Genomic DNA, 19,882 nt, shown 5'->3' on the forward strand with positions numbered 1-19,882 from the left:
GTTAATCGATAGGAAGGTTGCCAAATTTATCGCATACTAAAAGTATAACAACGGACATTACTTATGAGGTGATATATATGAACGGAAACAAAATATTAGCAGCTTTATCATACTTTAGTGTATTATTTGCACCTATCTTATTCCCTATTATCGTGTGGATTGTGGGCGATTCTGAAACGAAACCACATGCGAAACGTGCTCTATGGACACATATCGTTCCAAGCATCGCTTCATTTATTGGATTAGTTATTTTAGGAATTATGGGCATCGGATCTGATCAACCAGACGTAACACTTGGAATTGGAGCAATCATCGTCTTATGCATTTGCGGAATCATTAGCTTATACTACTTCATTTGGAATATCGTGAAAGGTATTAAAGTACTGAAAGCTTAGTTTTAAACAAACGTTTAATTAAAAAGGAACTGTTCAAAAATTGATGTCGCATGATCGTAAATGAAATTTTATCGGCGGTTCAACAAGAGTAACCTACCTATTAATAAGAAAAAAACCGTCCCAAAATACCTTTTGGGACGGTTTCTTTATCTTCTGCGTTTCTTCTTTTTTCTCATCATTTTCTTTCGGCGCGTATTCGCTTTATCCGCTATAATGTGAAGCGTACTCGCCACAACAATCCCCATTACAAACGTTACAATTTCAACCTCGTGTTCCTTCGCAATTTCTATTAAATTTCCACCGAATGCGATTATATTTAATAGGAATAAAAACGGAGAAAACACGATTAACATGTATGCAATACGAATAATATCACCAATTATAATCGTATGTGTGAAGAAGGAACGATGGGGCATTACGCTCCTATATGGATACCAAAAAATGCGGAGGAATCCCCATTTATTATACGCATTACTGTACGTATCTAAATCCGGTGTTAAAAATGAAGTACCTACTAAAAAGCCAATTGCAAAAGTTAATAAAAAATCAAAACTTGTTAATCCATACGAAAAGAGCATAAACAAAACAACCGGAAGGGATATTAAGTTTATTTTCGTATGCGTTCTTCCTGATGGCATAATGCACTTCCTCGCTTACGTTCGCCCTGTCATCCTATGACAGTTCTCACCTATTGATCTAATTTTTGATCGATAAATGATGTGTCTATATCCGAACCAAACCATTCTGCCAACTTCACTCGTGCCTTATCTTTCACATCTTCATTTACGTATATCGATGCTTGTAATAGTGCGGCCATTAACGCACCTAAATCATCCGTATAACCGACTCCAGCAATGAAATCTGGAATGGCATCAATCGGTGCAATGAAATAAGCAAGTGCTCCGATTACAATAATTTTCACTCGTTTTGGAACATCCGGTCTTTGCAACACGTAAAACAACAATAAACTCGCATAGATTACCGACTGCCCTGCCTGCTTCGCAACATGTTTTATTTTCTTCCAAAACGCTTCAACTGAAAATTTTTGTTTCATTCAAAAGCCTCCCTATTTTCAAAAGAAATAAGCTACAATATGTTATGTTATCAGTAAAAGTTCATCAAAATTACACATAATCTATCAATGAAATTTCATTGTAACAAACAAAGCCAAAAAGAACAAGTGTTCGTTAATTTTTTCGTATTTTCCTTCATATAATAGTTTTCTAGACAACCACTTAAAGATTTCTATTCCATATTTCTCAACCAAAAAACTTTCAATTCCGCTTAACATTCTTTTCTATTTTTGTTATATTTTCTAGTTGACGAGCCTATAAACGAATGTTAAAGTTTTCTCTGGTAGTGACAAATCACATACAAAAAATGTAAAATGTTATAGTGTTTCTCAGAAATGAATTTTGTTGTATAATACAGAAATGACGTTATGCTTATGAGCAGCACAAGAAACCAAAAAGGGTATGCATAGTTAAAGTCGTATATGGGTGAATATAGAAACTCTAATTATGACCAAGAAAACTATGTATTTTTTATTTTAACATTTTTCGCTCCAAAATCGACCAAGCCTGATAGAGAAAGGGTGGAAATGAATGAAAGAAACCATGAAATCACAATTTCAAAATGTGCGTTTCACTTTATTCGTAGCTTTGGCCGTATGGCTAAAAACCTACATCATTACACGCACTAGCTTCGATTTAAAACTTGAATCTTTCATGCAAGAATTCATTTTATTCATTAGTCCATTAGCAGCATCATTACTGTTTGTGGGTCTTGCATTATTTGCAAAAGGGAAAAAACGTAACTATATAGCACTAGGAATTAACTTTATCTTAACGTTCATTCTTGTTGGTAACGTAATGTTCTACGGATTCTACAATGACTTCGTTACTTTACCAGTACTAGGACAAACGTCTAATTTCGGAAGTTTAGGTTCTAGTGTGAAAGAATTATTTAACTACAAAATCATCCTTGCATTTGCGGATATTATCGTATTCTTCGTTCTATTGAAGAAGAAGAAAGATTTTGCACCGACAGAACGTGTAGCACGTCCGATGCGTTCTCTATACTTCGTGTCAACGGTTGCTATTTTCTGCGTAAACCTAGGATTTGCAGAAGCTGAGCGTCCAGAACTATTAACACGTTCATTCGACCGCGTTATGCTTGTTAAAAACCTAGGATTATATGTACACCAAGCATACGATCTTGGCTTACAAGCAAAATCAAGTTCACAAAAAGCGTTTGCTGATAGTAGTAAATTGCAAGAAGCAGAAAACTATGTGAAAACAACACAAAGTAAACCAGATCCAAATATGTTTGGTACTGCAAAAGGGAAAAACGTAATTGTTGTCTCTCTTGAATCATTACAAACATTCTTAATTGGTGCGCAAGTTAACGGACAAGAAGTTACACCATTCCTAAACCAATTTGCGAAAGAAAGTTATTACTTCGATAACTTCTTCCATCAAACTGGGCAAGGTAAAACGTCTGATGCTGAATTCTTAGTAGATACTTCAATGTATCCACTAGACCGTGGTGCTGTATTCTTCACACACGGTAATAACGAATATACAGCAACTCCAGAAATTTTGCGTCAGCAAGGATATCACACATCAGTATTCCACGCGAATAACGCAACGTTCTGGAACCGTAACATTATGTATCCGGCACTTGGTTATGATCGTTACTACAACGAGCTTGACTACAAAATTACGCCAGAAACAAAATTAAATTGGGGATTAAAAGATATCGAATACTTCGATCAATCTATCGATATGTTAAAAGAAGTGAAGCAACCGTTCTATACTCGCTTCCTTACTTTAACAAACCATTACCCATTCACTTATGATGACAGTACGAAATTAATCGATGAATACAATTCTGGTGATGGCGTATTTGACCGTTACATGGTAACTGCTCGCTATTTAGACGAAGCAATGAAACACTTTATTGAGCGTCTAAAAGCAGAAGGTATTTACGACAACTCAGTTATCGTATTCTACGGTGATCACTATGGTATTTCTGAAAACCATAACCGTGCAATGGCACAGTTCTTAGGAAAAGAAGAAATCACTACATTTGACCATATGAACTTACAAAAAACACCGATGTTTATTCACGTTCCAGGTCAAAAAGAAGGTAAAACAATTTCAAAACCAACTGGTGAAATTGACATTAAGCCAACAATTCTAAACTTACTTGGTGTAGATTCTACGAATCAAATTCAATTCGGTCATGATGTATTCTCACCAGAAAATAAAGGATTCGTTGTTCTTCGTGACGGTAGCTTCGTTACAGATAAGTACATGTACACGAACAGTACATTCTACGACCGTACTACTGGCGAAGTTGTGCAATTACCGAAAGAAGAATCTCAACCACTAATTGATCGTGCCCAAAATGAATTGAACATGTCTGACAAAATCATTGAAGGTGACTTACTTCGCTTCTCTGAAAGTAACAAGATCAAAACTGGTGAAGTAAAGACAGCTATTAAAGAAGAAAAGAAGAGCGCTGAGTAATAATCTGTACCCTTTGTAAAGGACATTTTGAAAAAAGTTAGGCAACATCAAGGAGATGATTTCTGTATCCAACAGGAGTCATCTTTTTTAAATTCCATTGATATCTATAGTGATTATAGTACGTCATATATTTCTTAATCTCTTGTTTCAACTCAGTAAAAGACTCGCAAGGTTTTATATGTGCTTCATCTTTCAGATGACCAAAAAATGATTCCTGTGGAGCGTTATCCCAACAGTTTCCTCTTCTTGACATAGATTGTCCGAGCTTTAGCTTTTTGACTAATTTTTGGTAGGTAGGGCTTGTGTAGTGGGCTCCTTGATCTGAATGAATATATGCACCGTTAGTCAATCGAATCCTCTTATTCCGTTTTAGTTTATGAAGAGTTGTTGTTACGAGGTCTAATGTCATCTGTTCTGAAACATGGTAAGCTAAAATTTCATTGGTTGAGCTATCTAAAATTGTAGATAAATAAGCTCTTTTATTCTTACCATAAACTAAATAAGTGATATCTGTAAGAAGTGTTTTTCCTGGGGTGTTTTGTTTAAATTCTCGATTTAATTGATTCGGCACTACTCGATGTTCTTTTGAAGCTTTCAGCATTCTTTTATAAGGGTTTGCTTTCCGAATCGGACAGACAATCTCATATTTCTTCATGATTCTACGGATACGCTTTAAATTGTAGACAACTTGAAAATGACCCGCCAATGTCATTTTTATTTGACGAGCCCCTTTCTTTCGATTTCTAAATCGAAGTGCTTTTAATATGATTTCTTTCACGATTTCATCTTGATCGTTCTTTTGTTTCCGTTGTTCTTGAGATGAAATGGAAAAATAATTATAGTATCCCGAACGGGATACACCAGCTACTTTACACAAGTAACTCACCATATTTCTTAAGTTATATTTTATGATAACAGAACGAATCAGGATATATTTCTGACTAGGTGATAACGTTATTTCCTTCTCATCCTCCCTTCCATAAGTTTGATCTTTTTTAACAATTCATTTTCTGCCTTTAGTAAGTTCCGTTCGGCTTCTAAACGAGCATACTTCTCTTCTAACGTAAGCTCTCTCTCAAGAGTTCTTCCCGCGTTTTCGGTGCGTGTATCTCGTAAACCAAATACACCATTTTTTCTGTAAGCAGCACGCCATCTACTTCCTGATGACATAATTCGTTTCATTCCAATCATATCTATATCAAAACCACATTCTTCAAAAATATTTCGGGGTAGTTTTCCTTTCGCATTCTCCTCAATAAAAATACGCTTAAATTCATCTGTATAAGTGATACCTTTCTGACTTACAGATTTTATATATGGGTTATTTGATAGAATTTGAATGTCTCTTTCTGTAAATAGCTTTTTTGTCATTTTAAACCTTCTCCGATTCCAATTTTCTCTCATTATACAAGAAATACCCTATAGAATAGACTTTTTTTCAGTGTCTATTCTATAGGGTACATTTTATAATCTCAGCCTCTTTTTTTATTTTCTGCTATCCTTCCTCTCCTATTCATTAACTTTAAAATTACATAACCTTCACCTAATATTTACACCACATTAACGAAACATCTTTATAATAAAATATGTAAACAAGGTTCCACATATTTCTTATCTCTCATCTTCAATAGGATCCCTTAGAGAAATGTGTGCATCATTTGTTTTCAACTTTCTTATAATTGTCTTTCCAAGTGTTTTGTTTGCATAAATGAAACCTTTAAAGACGATGTCCCTATGAATGATAGCTACCCTCCTTGTGCAGCATTCCATACGAATGTTGCTTTTTTTTTTCAAAAAGCAGGATTCTTATTTCTCATTTCCGAATTTGTATATACAAAATGCTATAAAGTGAAACTTTAATCAGTGGGGGTTTTGTTCATCCCCCACTGATTATTAGCCCTCACCAATCGGGCGTTTACGAGCAGTTAATGCAGGATAAATCGCCACTACTTCTCTGTGATTTACAAATACATATACGTCATATGTAGAGAATTGCTTACATAAAAATTACTATAGTGATTTTTATTCATGTACTAACGAAAGGATGGGACGAAAATTGGCATACGAAAGATTTGTACTATGGAATGATGCAGTTATTGATACAACAAAACATCGCGCGTACATAGAACTTGAAGAAAGAGGTTTACAATTTGGCGATGGCGTCTATGAAGTTATTCGCCTTTATAACGGAAACTTTCACTTATTAGACCCACATTTAACAAGATTATATCGATCCCTTGAAGAAATAGAATTATCACTTCCTTTCTCAAAAGCCGAACTCATCATCTTACTCTACAAATTAATTGAAAACAATAATTTCCACGAAGACGGAACAATTTACTTACAAGTATCTCGTGGTGTACAAGCTCGAGCACATGCATTTTCATATGACATATCTCCGACAATCTATGCTTATATTTCAAAAAAAGAAAGACCATCTTTATGGATTGAATACGGTGTACGTGCTATATCAGAACCTGATACACGCTGGCTCCGCTGTGATATTAAATCGTTAAATTTATTACCAAATGTATTAGCTTATACGAAAGCTGAACGCAAAGGTTGTAAAGAAGCACTTCTCGTACGAAATGGTATTGTAACTGAAGGTAGCCACTCTAACTTCTTTCTTATAAAAAACGGAACACTGTATACGCATCCAGCCAATCACCTTATTTTAAACGGCATTATTCGTCAGTACGTCATTTCTTTAGCTAACACTCTTCAACTTCCTGTAAAGGAAGAGCTTTTCAGCGTTCGCGATGTTTATCAAGCAGATGAATGCTTCTTTACGGGAACGACTATTGAAATTTTACCGATGACCCATCTCGATGGAACTGCGATTCAAGATGGTCAAGTTGGCCCTATCACCAAATTACTACAAAGGTCATTTTCTCAAAGCCTTTTAAAATCCAACAGCACATCTTCCTAAATACGAATAATCTTCTCATTTTCCACATCAAATATATGTATTTAAATGGAAATCAAGGTGCAGATTTATACCTTGATTTTTTTTTTGTAACCTTTTTGTCATATTCAGATTACCACATAAGTCTTGACAGTAATCGACATGCTCTTTAGAATTTTTAACAGTTGGTAAATATTTCTTCACTACATTACAGACAGAAAGGAATCGACAAATTATGAAAAAATACCTTGCCGGTCTTGCGGCAGTGTCTGTAGCAGGAGGAGCAGCCCCTACACTTGATAGCGTTCAAGCTGCCCCTGAACAAAAAGCTGCTACACAAACTGTCCAAGCTTCCGCATCAAACAGTTCATCATATACGGTGAATGCTAGCGTACTACATGTTCGTGCAGGATCAAGTACTTCTCACGACGTTATCTCTCGCGTTTATAATGGTCAATCATTAAACGTAATTGGAGAAGAAAATGGTTGGTTCAAAATTAACCATAATGGACAAACAGGCTATGTTAGCGGCGAATTTGTATCAAAAAATGGTGCAAAACCAAATAACAATGTAAGTACAGGTGGAAACAATAAAGTTACTGCTGATGTATTACGTGTTCGTACAGCTCCTAACACTTCTAGTTCTGTTTCAGGACGTGTATATGAAGGACAAACTTTAAACGTAATTGGAGAAGAAAATGGTTGGGTGAAAATCAACCATAACGGACAAACTGGTTATGTTAGTAGCCAATTTGTATCAGGCGCTTCTTCAAATACTGGCTCTACAAGCAATAACAACAATAGTAACAATGAAGCAACTGTTCAACCAGCAAGTGGAAACTATACAGTAAATGTATCTTCCCTTCGCGTTCGTACAGGCCCTAGCACTTCTCATCCAACTGTAGGTTCTGTTAAACAAGGACAAGTAGTACAAGTTGTAGGCGAAGTTCAAGATTGGTTCAAAATCAATTACGCAGGACAAACAGCTTACTTAAGCAAGGACTACGTAACAAAAGGCGGTTCTAACGAAAACGTCAATCAAGGTAACAACCAAGAGCAAAATAATAATGGAACTATTCAAACTGGTGGTACTTACGTTGTTAACGCAACATCTCTACGTGTTCGTACAGGCCCTGCTGCTTACCATAGTGTAATTGGCGGCGTGTTAAATGGCACAACATTAAACGTAGTCGGATCTGAAAACGGCTGGTTTAAAGTAAACTACCAAGGAAAAACAGGCTATGTTAGTAGCGAATTTGTAAAATTCGTCAAAGGTGGCACTGCTACTCCTGAACAACCGAAACAACCTGAACAAGGTGCAATTGGTGACTACTACATTAATGCTTCTGCACTAAATGTACGTAGCGGCGAAGGTACAAATTATAGAATCATAGGCGCACTTCCACAAGGACAGAAGGTTCAAGTAATCTCTGAAAACTCTGGATGGAGCAAAATTAACTACAATGGTCAAACTGGTTACATCGGAACACGTTACCTTTCTAAAACACCAGTTGGTGGCGCAGTAGATAATAAGCCTAACGACAACCAAAATAACAATCAAAACAATAACAACAATAACAACAATAATACAGGCAATAATAGCGGTGACAGTTCTTCCATACTTGCATATGCAAAATCAATGCAAGGCGTACCATACGTTTGGGGCGGTACTTCTGCTAACGGTGTTGACTGCAGTGGTTATATCTACCACGTATTTAAGAAATTTGGTCATAACATTAGCCGCCAAAGTGTTGCTGGATATTGGAGCAGCTTACCACAAACTTCAAGTCCACAACCTGGAGACTTAATTTATTTCAAAGATACTTATAAAGCAGGTCCTTCTCACATGGGTATCTACCTTGGCGGGGGATCATTCATCCAATCTGGAGATAAAGGTGTAGCAATCGCTTCATTAAACAACTCTTATTGGAAAAGCCATTTCTTAGGGTATACGAAAGCACCTTAAGTTATAGTTTCAGAGCCTTCTAGTTTACTAGAAGGCTCTTTTTAAAAGACTCAACATAGTAATCCCCTTTCATTCTCTCTACGAAAAAATTATGCGTTCATTCTCCTATTTCATACACTATATTCTATAAAAATTGTCCAAAACGTTATCATAATGAATATATTTCAACAAAAAACATAACATATTTCATGTCTATTCATTTTATATGTGTTTTTTCAAAGAATTTTCTTTTTATTTAAACTTTTCGTTAGACGTTTGACCTCCGATGTCCATTATGATAAGTTACTTAAGATGTTATATTCGCAAAAGTATAGACAACTGGTTTATACACTTTTTTACTATGAGGAAGGAGCATACACTGCATGAATGTTTTATGGGGAATTGGCGGTGTGATTGGAGTATTAGCAATTGCTTTCTTACTATCTTCCAACCGCAAAGCTATTAATTGGCGCACAATTTTAATCGCGCTAGCATTACAAATGTCATTTTCATTTATCGTATTACGATGGGATGCCGGAAAAGCAGGTTTAAAATACGCTGCTGATGGTGTTCAAGGATTAATTAATTTTTCTTACGAGGGAATTAAGTTCGTTGCTGGGGATTTAGTCAACGCAAAAGGCCCTTGGGGATTTGTCTTCTTTATTCAAGCACTACTTCCAATTGTATTTATTAGTTCATTAGTAGCAATCTTATATCATTTCGGTATTATGCAGAAATTTGTTAGTGTCGTTGGTGGTGCATTAAGTAAACTTCTTGGAACTTCAAAAGCAGAAAGTTTAAACTCAGTAACAACTGTATTTTTAGGACAAACTGAGGCACCAATTTTAATTAAACCATACTTAGCACGTTTAACTAACAGTGAATTCTTCACTATTATGGTAAGTGGTATGACAGCTGTTGCCGGGTCAGTTCTTGTCGGCTATGCAGCGATGGGAATTCCGTTAGAACACTTATTAGCAGCAGCAATTATGGCAGCTCCATCAAGTTTATTAATTGCAAAACTAATTATGCCAGAAACAGAAGAAGTAGATAATAACGTTGAGCTTTCTACAGAACGTGAAGACGCAAACGTTATTGATGCAGCTGCACGTGGTGCATCTGAAGGTATGCAACTTGTTATTAACGTAGCAGCAATGTTAATGGCTTTCATCGCATTAATCGCTTTATTAAATGGATTACTAGGATTGGTTGGTTCTTGGTTCGATATTAAACTTAGCCTAGATTTAATCTTCGGTTACTTATTATCACCATTTGCAATCTTAATCGGGGTTTCTCCAGGTGAAGCTATACAAGCAGCAAGCTTTATCGGTCAAAAACTTGCAATCAACGAATTCGTTGCATATGCAAACTTAGGACCACATATGGCAGAGTTCTCTGCAAAAACAAATCTGATTTTAACATTCGCAATCTGTGGATTCGCAAACTTCTCTTCTATTGCAATTCAATTAGGTGTAACTGGAACGTTAGCTCCTACTCGCCGTAAACAAATTGCACAATTAGGGATTAAAGCAGTTATCGCTGGTACACTAGCGAACTTCTTAAACGCAGCAGTCGCAGGTATGATGTTCCTATAGACTCATGTAAAGTCTCCTCTTTTAAAGAGGAGGCTTTTTTATATAACATAAATATAATTTTTATATATATTAAATACTTTATGTATAGATGTATAGACGCTATGTTACAATAATTAGTATGTATGTCTGTTTATTTTTTCTTGTACAAGAGGGATACTACCTGATGTCGCTCACTAAAAAAAGACTTCCAGCTACATGGTCCATTTCTTAATAATTGTGCATACTACAAATATCCAGCACGAATTAGCTTTAAGGAGGAACGTTTCGTGAAAGATAAGTCCTATAAAGTCCTCTCTATGTGGATTTTACAAATTTTATTTTATTTTACTACTGTACATGTGACGAAATATGAGCACGCGCTCATTTTTACAATTATATATGTCATCATAAATGTACTATTCCTATTTTTAGCTGATAAAACAGCATTTATTTTCTTCATACTAGGAACAATCATTTCAGTATTCTATTTATTTTATCAAGCATGGCTTCACTTATGGAGTACATCAGATCAATGGGAATATATTATTACCCACTTCCTGATGGCAGCTAACTTCTTCATTGTTTATATTTCAGCCCACCTATTAAAAAAGGTTATCCTTAAAAATAAAGAGTTAACTGAACGAGTGAGAGTGCTTGAGCAATACATTGGAGAATCAAAATTATTAACAAGACAAGAATTCGAAAGACGACAAGCATTATTAACAACTGCGATGAATCGTCGTAATGAAACAGGCATTATCATTTTCTTCGATTTCACTTCCTTTAGTAAATATACGAAGGAAAGTGTCATGGATCGTGTAGCTTCATTATTAGTTAATACAATCAGAACTGACTTTGACCTTGCTGCTGAATATGACAGCAACACATTAGTCATTTTATTACAAAATACAAATGAAGCCGGTGCTGACATTGTAATGAACCGTCTACATCCAAAAATGGAGCAATGGCTTGCTGCTGAAGCAATTCAAGACATTAAAATAAAACGAGAACAAATCACGACAAAAGGACAGACATTATTATGATGACACTCGTTATACTCCTTTTATTCCTTCTGTTTTGCGTACTCGTATTTTGGATTAGCATCACATTTTCAATCAAATATGTACTTATTTTTACTGCCTTTCTATTCTCAGGCCTACTCGTTTACTACTCTCTCTTAACACTCGCAGGCTTAATTCATCGAAATAGTAAGCGAAAAGATCGTACGCTAGAACATTATCCAAGTGTAGATATTTTAATACCTGCCCATAATGAAGGGGTGGTTATTAAAGATACATTAGAAGCAATGGCAAAGATTGAATACCCAGGCAAACTAAACGTTTATTTATTAAACGATAACTCTCAAGATGAAACACCTGAAATTGGCGATGATTTCGACAAAGCTTATGCTCATATTCATCACATTCGTGTACCACCTGGCGAACCGAAAGGAAAATCGCGTGTATTAAACTACGGCCTTAGCATTTCGGATGGTGAATATTTCTGTGTTTACGATGCAGATAATCAACCTGAACCACATGCACTGCGAATGCTCGTAGAACATGCTGAAACAACAAAGGATGCCGTTGGAGCAGTTGGACACGTTCGTACAGTAAATGAGAAAAGAAACTGGCTTACACGAATGATTTCATTAGAATTTCAGATTTTCCAGCTCCTTATGCAATCTGGACGCTGGCTATTATTCCAAACAGGTTCACTAACCGGAACAAACATGCTTCTTCGTCGTTCCGCATTAGAAGAACTTGGCGGCTATGATCCTTATGCAATTGCAGAGGATGCTGAATTAACATTAAGAATTACCCAAAAGGGCTATCTCTTACCAATCGTCCCGGAATCGATTACATGGGAACAAGAACCTGAACATTTAAAAATTCTTATAAAACAGCGGACACGTTGGCTTCAAGGAAACTTATACATTTTAGAAAAAATGTTTTCTTCATTAAGCTTTTTTAAAGGGAAACTTCTCGTCCATTCCTTACAACAAGTTTTAGTGTATGTCGTATTTTGGCTATTCCTAATCATTTCAAACGTTTGGTTTATAATTGGACTGCTCGGCATATTCCAAATTCAATATAGCATTCCATTACTATTTATGTGGTATGTCGCATATATTACATATGTTTCTCAATTATTTAGTGCTCAGAGCGTCGAACGAACCTTTACACCGACCAATATTTTCATAAGCGTCATTATGTACTTTACGTACGCACAGCTCTTTACGTATTTGTTTATTCGCAGTCTCATTCTTTACTTACGTGCAAAGAGCAAGAAACAAGTAATTGGTTGGGATAAAACAGTACGATTTAAAAAAGAAAAATAGATTTCATTAAAAAATAAGCACAGAGCGCCGTATGCTCTGTGCTTATTTTTTACCGTAATACTATATATATCAGACAATACCCCTTAGCTGAAAGTTATTTCACGTCCATCCCCCAACGAACGATCGACCTTCATTTATATACGAAAAAGTGATTGCTATTTTTGTAGAACCAATTGCTTCTCTTGATGCTCTTTACGAGTTTCAGTCTTTGGTTCCGTGCTTTCTTGGGCATTTCGATGTGCCACACGTTTCAAACAAATATGCTTCCACTTTCTTTCGTAACGTTTCATTATTCTAGTTGTCCCCCTTGAATGCGCTTTAAAACTATTTGAAATCGCTTACAGGAAATAATATAGCACATATACATAAAAGTGACAACACATTTCCGACATATTTTTGTCAAAAATATGAATATAATGTGTAAAACATCGGATAATGTCGAACTATATCGATTTTTCTTTTTAAATTACCGATATCTATAGTATTCCGCAACAAAGTAATGCTTTTCCTACAATAGTATAGAACAGTGAAAAAGGACTGCCGAATGTCGGCAGTCCTAATACTATTTATATATACATAATTTTTTTCTTCTATTATTAATGTTGTTTCATACGTCCTTCTTTTTGCAACTCTTTAAATAGTGCTGCAATCATAAAGAAAATAACAAATACGAACGGGAAGGCCGCAATAATCGAAGCAGTTTGCAGCGCCTCTAATCCTCCGACATACAATAAGATCGAAGCTAACGCCGCTAGAACAATACCCCAAACCATTTTAATACGATTTGGTGGGTTTAAGCTACCATCTGTCGTTAACATCGCTAGAACAAACGTAGCAGAGTCTGCCGATGTAATAAAGAATGTTGAAATAAGTAAAATAGCTAACACACATAAACCCGGTCCCATACTACCCATCTGGTCTAACATAGCAAACAATCCTACTTCTGTGCCCATTTCTTTAATTTGTCCATATATATTTGCACCATCAAATAGCTCCATGTGAATACCTGTTCCTCCGAAAACAGAGAACCAAAGCGCACCAATTACTGTTGGTACGAGTAACACACCAACAACAAATTCACGAATTGTACGCCCGCGTGACACACGAGCAATAAACGTACCTACGAATGGTGACCATGCAATCCACCATGCCCAGTAGAAAATTGTCCATGACTGAATCCATTGATTTCCGCCTTCATTTAATGGACTTAAACGGAAACTCATACTCGGCAATTCTTGAATGTAGGAACCGATTGTTGAAGTGAAATAATTCATAATAAAGTTTGTTGGACCTGCAAATAATACAATTATCATAAGTGCAAACGCTAAAATAATATTCGCATTACTTAAATATTTAATTCCTTTATCGAGTCCCGTTTGCGCAGATAGCATATAAAGAACAGTTACAATTCCGATGATTACTAGCTGTGTCGATAATGAGTTTGGAATGGATGTTAAATAACTAACACCACCCGCAATTTGCTTTGCCCCAAGTCCTAATGATGTCGCCACACCAAATACTGTCGCAAATACAGCTAGAACATCAAACATATGGGCAATACGGCCATGTTCACCGCCTTTAAATAGCGGACCCACTGTCGCACTAATTGTACTTGCTCTTCCTTTTCTAAATGTAAAATACGCAATACATAATGCTACAAGTGCATATAATCCCCACGGATGTAATCCCCAATGGAAAAATGAGAAACGAAGTGCAAGGCGTGCACTCTCTTCAGTCGCACTCTCTCCAAACGGAGGTGTGTATAAATGGTTCATCGGTTCTGCGACACCCCAGAAAACCAAACCGATTCCCATACCGGCACTAAATAACATAGCAAACCATGTCATATAACTATAATCAGGTTCATCATCATCTTTACCTAAACGAATCGAACCGTACTTAGAAACAATTAAGAAAATAGCAATTCCTAAGAAAATAGAAACGGAAATAATATAGAACCATCCAAACTTACTAACTAACGCAGCTTGAATTACAGTCGTTACATTTCCTAAGCTACCTTTTCCAATAATAGATTCGGGAATAATCCCCCAAAGTGTAAATGCAATACATAATGTTAATGAGACAATAAATGTTTTCGTCAGTTTCCTCATCAAATCCCCCTTCGTATGTTTCATTTCTTGTAAAAATCATAAATTCCGATATGTTAAATCGGATAGAAAACCATAGTTTTTTGTGGTGATTTTCTTTCGGCTCTCTCAAGTTTGCCTTCACCAATTAGAGTTCTTATGGACAGCCTTACCTTCCGTACAACCTTTCCACTCTGCAAGAGCTACAAGATTGGAATACTACTGTCAAATTGTGTGAGAAAAATGCGGATGGGAAGAGATTTTCCCAAAAAAGGATGTGTTACAGTTTTAAAAAAGGGCAGATTTATTCTTTACAACCCTCTCTTCTTGTAACAATTATGCGGTTTTTTGCTAGTATATAGCGCGTGTTTATAACTTCACAAACGAGATGTTTATGTTTATATAACTATATTACCCATAAAACGGGAAAATACTCAAGGAATGTAACTGTATAGTAATCATTATGTAACACCCCTGTAATATTTTTATTTACACCGAAAAAAATATGTTGTATTAAATATTTTGAATATAACTAGAAACCTACTAATTATATGGAATGAAAAACGCTTTCCTCTCATTCTAGCTATATTACAAAGTGTTAACGACTTATTACGAATGGTTTGTAATTGTGTGTTTTCCCAAAATCCGAAAAAATCTGTTGCTATAATGAGGACACGAAAACAAACGCAATGGAGGCTATCATGAAAAAATTAATTGGAATAGCAACAGCAGCAGTTTTTGGTCTTGGGATTTTCACCGCATCTGCTAATGCAGAAACTGTTGTAACAACAGACGTACTAAACGTACGAGAAAACCCTACTACTGAATCAAAAGTTGTCGGTAAATTACAGAATGGTCATAAATTAGATGTTCTAAATACAGAAAACGGATGGTCACAAATCAAATTAGATGGTAAAGACGCATTCGTAAGTGCAGAGTTTACAAAGAACTCTTACTATGTAACAGCTAACGTATTAAATGTACGTGCTGAAGCGAACACAAACTCAGAAATTCTTGGAACGCTTAAGAAAGACGATATGATCGAAACAACGAACCAAGTACAAAATGAGTGGTTACAATTTGAATATAACGGGAAAACGGCTTATGTTCATGTTCCTTTCTTAACAGGTACAGCACCTGTTATTGAGAAACAAGAAACGCCTGCTCCTGCTCAAGCACCAGCTAAGGCACAAGCACCTGCACCAGTAAAAACAGCTGCTAAGCCTGCTGTGAAAGCTGCTGAAACTAGCGAACCTTCTAATGGTCGTGAGTTAACAGTTGTAGCTACAGCATATACAGCTCATCCGAGCGAAAACGGTGGCACATACGGCGGCCGTGTATTAACTGCAATGGGTCATGACCTAACAGCGAACCCAAACATGAAAATGATCGCTGTTGACCCAAAAGTAATCCCATTAGGATCTAAAGTATGGGTAGAAGGTTATGGAGAAGCTATCGCTGGTGATACTGGCGGTGCAATTAAAGGTAACCGTATCGACATTCTACTTGGATCAGATAGCGCTGCTCAAAAATGGGGACGCAAAACTGTTAAAGTGAAAATTTTAAAATAACCAATGACTGCTAAATTACAGCCGGTTCTCTTTATTGAGAGCTGGCTTTTATTTTTTATATAATACATATAAGGAGGTGACGTCCATGAATTTACAAGCTAAGGTAGACTGGGTCGGTACACCAAAACCGTACATATATAAAGATGATATAACATATGATGCAATCGCAATTGACTTCTCACTAACAAACGATGACAATCGCTATAAATTAATTGTGCTCAAGTCTGAAGAAAATACACATTACAAACTCGTACAATACGGAATAAAACCAGGCTCTCAAAAGCCATTCCCTATTGATATTCCATTCGAGCAAGAAATGCTACCGCTCATAAAGCAAATATTAAATGATCCATATGTACAAGCGATATTAAAGGAAGCCCGCTTCTAATTGCAAAAAAGGATATCATCTAGTAGAATTTTCCAACTAGGTGATATCCTTTTTACTTTCCCTTCATGAACACGAGTAGAGAAAATTATATCAACGGTTCAACATGGAATATCGATTTACCGACAAAGATTGACAATAACGGCAAGCTACCTAAAGAAAGAGGCTGTTCAAAATTGAACAGCCTCTTTCTTATATTAACGAGTCGGACCAGATACTTCCTCTGATTTCAGCGTATTATTCGCTCCAAGAGAATGGTACAATATCTTTCCATTTCCATTAACAGTAACGATATGGTCATTATTAAAGCTCTTGAATTTTACAGAGCCGTCACCGTAACGAATATGATATTCTTCATATGTCGTTACTTTATATTTCGTTGCACTTTGACGTTCTACATTGCGAATATTCATTGTCAATAAATCTTCTGTAATTCCTTTTTTGTGTAGATATTGTAAGTAATCACGGTCTTCCTTATACGATTTCCCGCTCTTATCATAATCATTTTCAATTAAACTAAAATCGTTTAATGCAATTGCACGCACGTTATTATAAATATGATTTTGTACAAAATCTCCAACCGCTGAACTAGAAGCTTCTTTTGGGAACTTTAAGTAATATGTACTTTGATCTCCAACTTTAATAATTTCAGATTTCATCACACCAAATTCAGCGTTTTTCTCTAAATGTACTTCTACCGTTTCATCCGTTGGTACAGGACCAAGTTTATAACTTCCGTAATTTAACTTTCCACGTTTCTTGCCATTAACAAATACAGTTGCATCATTTTCATCAGATGAAATGGTTACATAATTTCCTTCAAGTGATAAATTCACTTCTACTGTCCCATTCTTTTCATCTGCTAAATCCACTTCTTTTTCTGTCTCTAATTCAGCAAGTTCCGTCTTCGCCTTTGCCTTTACAACATAAGCACCCGGGAAGTATGGACCTAATTCTTTCGAAGTTTTATCACTAGAAAGCTCTGTTTCTTTTTTATCATTCACATATATTTCAGCATTCTTTGCAGTTGTGCTAACATTCATGTAATACGACTTCATGCTGAACTTATACTTCGGATACAAGAACCATTCTTTCCCGTCTTCTATAATTTTCCCATCTTTAAAAGATGCTTTATCACTTGCTAACTTTTGATCTACTGTCTCTCTTTGCAAATATGATAACAGTTCTTTATTATAAGAAGGATTCTCTTTTAAATAACGGATATACGCCTTAATATCTTCTGTCTTAACCTTTAAGGTTGGATCGTCTACTTTCAAAATCTCATCGATTGCATTCACATCTTTATTTTGGAATGCTTCAATCATTGCATTTACTTGCTTTTCCTTCGAAAACTTGCTCGCACCGAATTTATATGCGCCAAACAAAATAGCAAAAACAATGACAAAACCTATAAGTAAAAACATGTTCTTCTTACTTTTCACTGACTTTGTTTCTCTACGCATTTCTGAGTGAGAAGAAGCTGTTTGATCAGCAATTTCTTCTACTTTACTTCCGCAATCAGGACAAAAGTTCAAATGATCCGCAACTTGTTTATTGCATGTTCCACAAAACTTCAAGTATTTCTCCCCCTTATTTTTTCACTAATTTCATACCCGCGAATGTTAATACGTAAGAAATAAGAAAACTACCTACTATTAAATATAGCGTGTTACTTTGAATAGATAATATCGGTCCAGAAATCCCAGCGAACTCCTTCATAATTTCCTTACTTCCTGAAGCTGTAATATGAATTTTTGCTAATCCATTTACACAAAGCATCATCACTGTATAAACAGCACTAAACACTGCTATAGTTACGTACATATTTCGCATACGATATTGAGCCAATTTCATTCCAGCCCTAACTAGTAGAATACATGGTAGAAGAATTAATAATCCCCACCAATGTAAATACGAATTAAAATCATCAATATCTTTTATACGATCAGCACTAGCACCATTAGCGATTTCCAGGTCTTTTAAAGATGTACCCTGTATTGATATGCCTGACATATACGATACATGCAGTGGCCCTTTTTCGACTGAATATCTATGCATTTCTCTCTCCATATTTCCCCACTCAATTTCAGTTGGAGAAAGGTGGGCCATATTCCACATGAAAGGTGTTGCTTCTAAAGAAAGTAATACTTTATACGCCTTCTCTGGAAAATCAATTGGACCCATTGATTTTGAACTACTAAATAAAATCGTAATAAGTATAATACCAAATGTAATAAGTAGTCCTTTCAAAACAGTCACTATACTATAATAAATAGACGTTACATACGGGACAAACTGACTAGTAGAAGAAAGCATACGATGTGGTCCTGCTTCAATACTCATACCAATAAAGCTGAATAATAGGCCAAATATAATACCAAACAATAAACTAACAACATGAGAATATACAACATCAATAGTCATCGTTTGATAGAAATAAGAAATAGATGTAGAAGAACTTGCCATAAAGCTTACAATACATAAGAAAATACCGTATATCATGCCAATTACACATGATGTCATGAACTTCTCTCGCCAACTAATTGAAGGTTTTTTTCTTTCAACAAAAAATCCACTTCCACCTAATATAAGTGCCGGAATAGTTACCAAGATGAATAATGGCATATGAAGAAGGAATGACATCGTGTATGCCCCGCTCCCGCTAATTTCAATACCTATTAAATGACACATTAAAATTAATGGTGCTATACCAATAAATGATTGATTAATGGTAGTCATATTCAACATACCATCCGTATTTCTAACCGCTGTCTCCACTACATCATTTATAGCAGAATCTATTATTAAACTGCCAATGAAGCCTGCAATGAACATACATACAATTGCAAAAGCACCACCGAATAATCCTTTTTTCAGCATACTTCCTGATGCATTTACATGTAATTGTGCTCCTGCATTTGGTAATTTCATGTTCGATTCTTTTTGGGCGACTCCTAATAAAGAATCACCGCATTTCTCACAATATGTAGCATATTCTTTACTTTCCTGTCCACATGTTCGGCAATACTTCGAAGATTGCGGGACTAACATAACATGGCTATCTATACTATCCGTACTTGAGCCGTCATGTGTACAATAGTTTACTGCCTCCGGCTGTTCTAAACCGCAAATTTTACAATACATGT

At 35.8% G+C, this 19,882-nt stretch carries 16 protein-coding genes; 9 read left to right on the forward strand and 7 right to left on the reverse strand.

The window, feature by feature from the left end; translation table 11 throughout:
* The first annotated feature begins 77 nt into the window (after window positions 1-77).
* Window positions 78-395, forward strand: a complete 318-nt coding sequence (locus tag QCI77_RS26485; RefSeq protein ID WP_002191186.1) for a magnetosome magnetite crystal formation protein family — start codon at window positions 78-80, stop codon at window positions 393-395.
* 146 nt (window positions 396-541) lie between these two features.
* Here QCI77_RS26485 and QCI77_RS26490 read toward each other — a convergent pair whose 3' ends face one another.
* Together QCI77_RS26490 and QCI77_RS26495 are read right to left on the reverse strand one after the other, a co-directional pair.
* On the reverse strand, window positions 542-1,033 hold the full coding sequence (locus QCI77_RS26490) for a metal-binding protein (protein WP_002089644.1): 492 nt from the start codon (window positions 1,031-1,033) through the stop codon (window positions 542-544).
* A 50-nt stretch (window positions 1,034-1,083) separates the two neighbouring features.
* On the reverse strand, window positions 1,084-1,449 hold the full coding sequence (locus QCI77_RS26495) for a YkvA family protein (RefSeq protein WP_002016186.1): 366 nt from the start codon (window positions 1,447-1,449) through the stop codon (window positions 1,084-1,086).
* Between the two features lie 550 nt (window positions 1,450-1,999).
* On the opposite strand from QCI77_RS26495, the gene QCI77_RS26500 reads away from it, so the two are divergent.
* Window positions 2,000-3,928 carry an LTA synthase family protein gene (locus tag QCI77_RS26500; protein ID WP_012262002.1) on the forward strand — a complete coding sequence of 643 codons (1,929 nt, stop codon included), beginning with the start codon at window positions 2,000-2,002 and terminating at the stop codon, window positions 3,926-3,928.
* Window positions 3,929-3,965: 37 nt separating this feature from the next.
* Here the strand turns inward: QCI77_RS26500 and QCI77_RS26505 are convergent.
* Window positions 3,966-5,299, reverse strand: a protein-coding gene (locus tag QCI77_RS26505; protein WP_113770855.1) for an IS3 family transposase whose coding sequence is annotated in 2 segments (ribosomal slippage) — window positions 3,966-4,912 and window positions 4,912-5,299 — 1,335 coding nt in all. Because the reading frame shifts where the segments join, the coding sequence is not laid out codon by codon here.
* 673 nt (window positions 5,300-5,972) lie between these two features.
* Here QCI77_RS26505 and QCI77_RS26510 point away from each other — a divergent pair.
* The 5 genes from QCI77_RS26510 (at window position 5,973) to QCI77_RS26530 (ending at window position 12,693) form a co-directional block, all read left to right on the forward strand.
* Window positions 5,973-6,857 carry a D-amino-acid transaminase gene (locus QCI77_RS26510; RefSeq protein ID WP_289404983.1) on the forward strand — a complete coding sequence of 295 codons (885 nt, stop codon included), beginning with the start codon at window positions 5,973-5,975 and terminating at the stop codon, window positions 6,855-6,857.
* Window positions 6,858-7,068: 211 nt separating this feature from the next.
* Entirely contained in the window at window positions 7,069-8,799 is a 1,731-nt protein-coding gene (locus QCI77_RS26515; protein WP_353825678.1) for a C40 family peptidase, read from the forward strand.
* 362 nt (window positions 8,800-9,161) lie between these two features.
* Window positions 9,162-10,373: a NupC/NupG family nucleoside CNT transporter gene (locus QCI77_RS26520; protein ID WP_113770762.1), complete on the forward strand. Its 1,212-nt coding sequence runs from the start codon at window positions 9,162-9,164 to the stop codon at window positions 10,371-10,373.
* Window positions 10,374-10,639: 266 nt separating this feature from the next.
* Window positions 10,640-11,395, forward strand: coding sequence for a PleD family two-component system response regulator (locus tag QCI77_RS26525; RefSeq protein ID WP_113770763.1), 756 nt, complete (start codon window positions 10,640-10,642; stop codon window positions 11,393-11,395).
* A complete protein-coding gene (locus tag QCI77_RS26530; protein ID WP_002129979.1) occupies window positions 11,392-12,693 on the forward strand; it encodes a glycosyltransferase family 2 protein in 1,302 nt (433 codons plus the stop codon). The genes QCI77_RS26525 and QCI77_RS26530 overlap by 4 nt, the downstream gene beginning before the upstream one ends.
* 155 nt (window positions 12,694-12,848) lie before the next feature.
* Here the strand turns inward: QCI77_RS26530 and QCI77_RS26535 are convergent, their stop codons facing one another.
* Window positions 12,849-12,983, reverse strand: a complete 135-nt coding sequence (locus tag QCI77_RS26535; RefSeq protein ID WP_002068447.1) for a hypothetical protein — start codon at window positions 12,981-12,983, stop codon at window positions 12,849-12,851.
* Between the two features lie 306 nt (window positions 12,984-13,289).
* Window positions 13,290-14,804: a glycine betaine transporter OpuD gene (opuD, locus tag QCI77_RS26540; protein WP_353825679.1), complete on the reverse strand. Its 1,515-nt coding sequence runs from the start codon at window positions 14,802-14,804 to the stop codon at window positions 13,290-13,292.
* A 677-nt stretch (window positions 14,805-15,481) separates the two neighbouring features.
* Between opuD and QCI77_RS26545 the strand changes: the two genes are divergently transcribed.
* Window positions 15,482-16,351: a cell wall-binding protein EntA gene (locus QCI77_RS26545; protein ID WP_237684693.1), complete on the forward strand. Its 870-nt coding sequence runs from the start codon at window positions 15,482-15,484 to the stop codon at window positions 16,349-16,351.
* Window positions 16,352-16,436: 85 nt separating this feature from the next.
* On the forward strand, window positions 16,437-16,739 hold the full coding sequence (locus QCI77_RS26550) for a DUF3910 family protein (RefSeq protein ID WP_002089663.1): 303 nt from the start codon (window positions 16,437-16,439) through the stop codon (window positions 16,737-16,739).
* 194 nt (window positions 16,740-16,933) lie between these two features.
* Here QCI77_RS26550 and QCI77_RS26555 read toward each other — a convergent pair whose 3' ends face one another.
* Entirely contained in the window at window positions 16,934-18,313 is a 1,380-nt protein-coding gene (locus tag QCI77_RS26555; RefSeq protein WP_353825680.1) for a zinc ribbon domain-containing protein, read from the reverse strand.
* Window positions 18,314-18,326: 13 nt separating this feature from the next.
* Window positions 18,327-19,880, reverse strand: a complete 1,554-nt coding sequence (locus QCI77_RS26560) for a hypothetical protein (RefSeq protein WP_353825681.1) — start codon at window positions 19,878-19,880, stop codon at window positions 18,327-18,329.
* Window positions 19,881-19,882 lie beyond the last annotated feature (2 nt).

The organism is Bacillus cereus group sp. MG9, from assembly GCF_040459995.1.
Lineage (GTDB): Bacteria > Bacillota > Bacilli > Bacillales > Bacillaceae_G > Bacillus_A > Bacillus_A mycoides.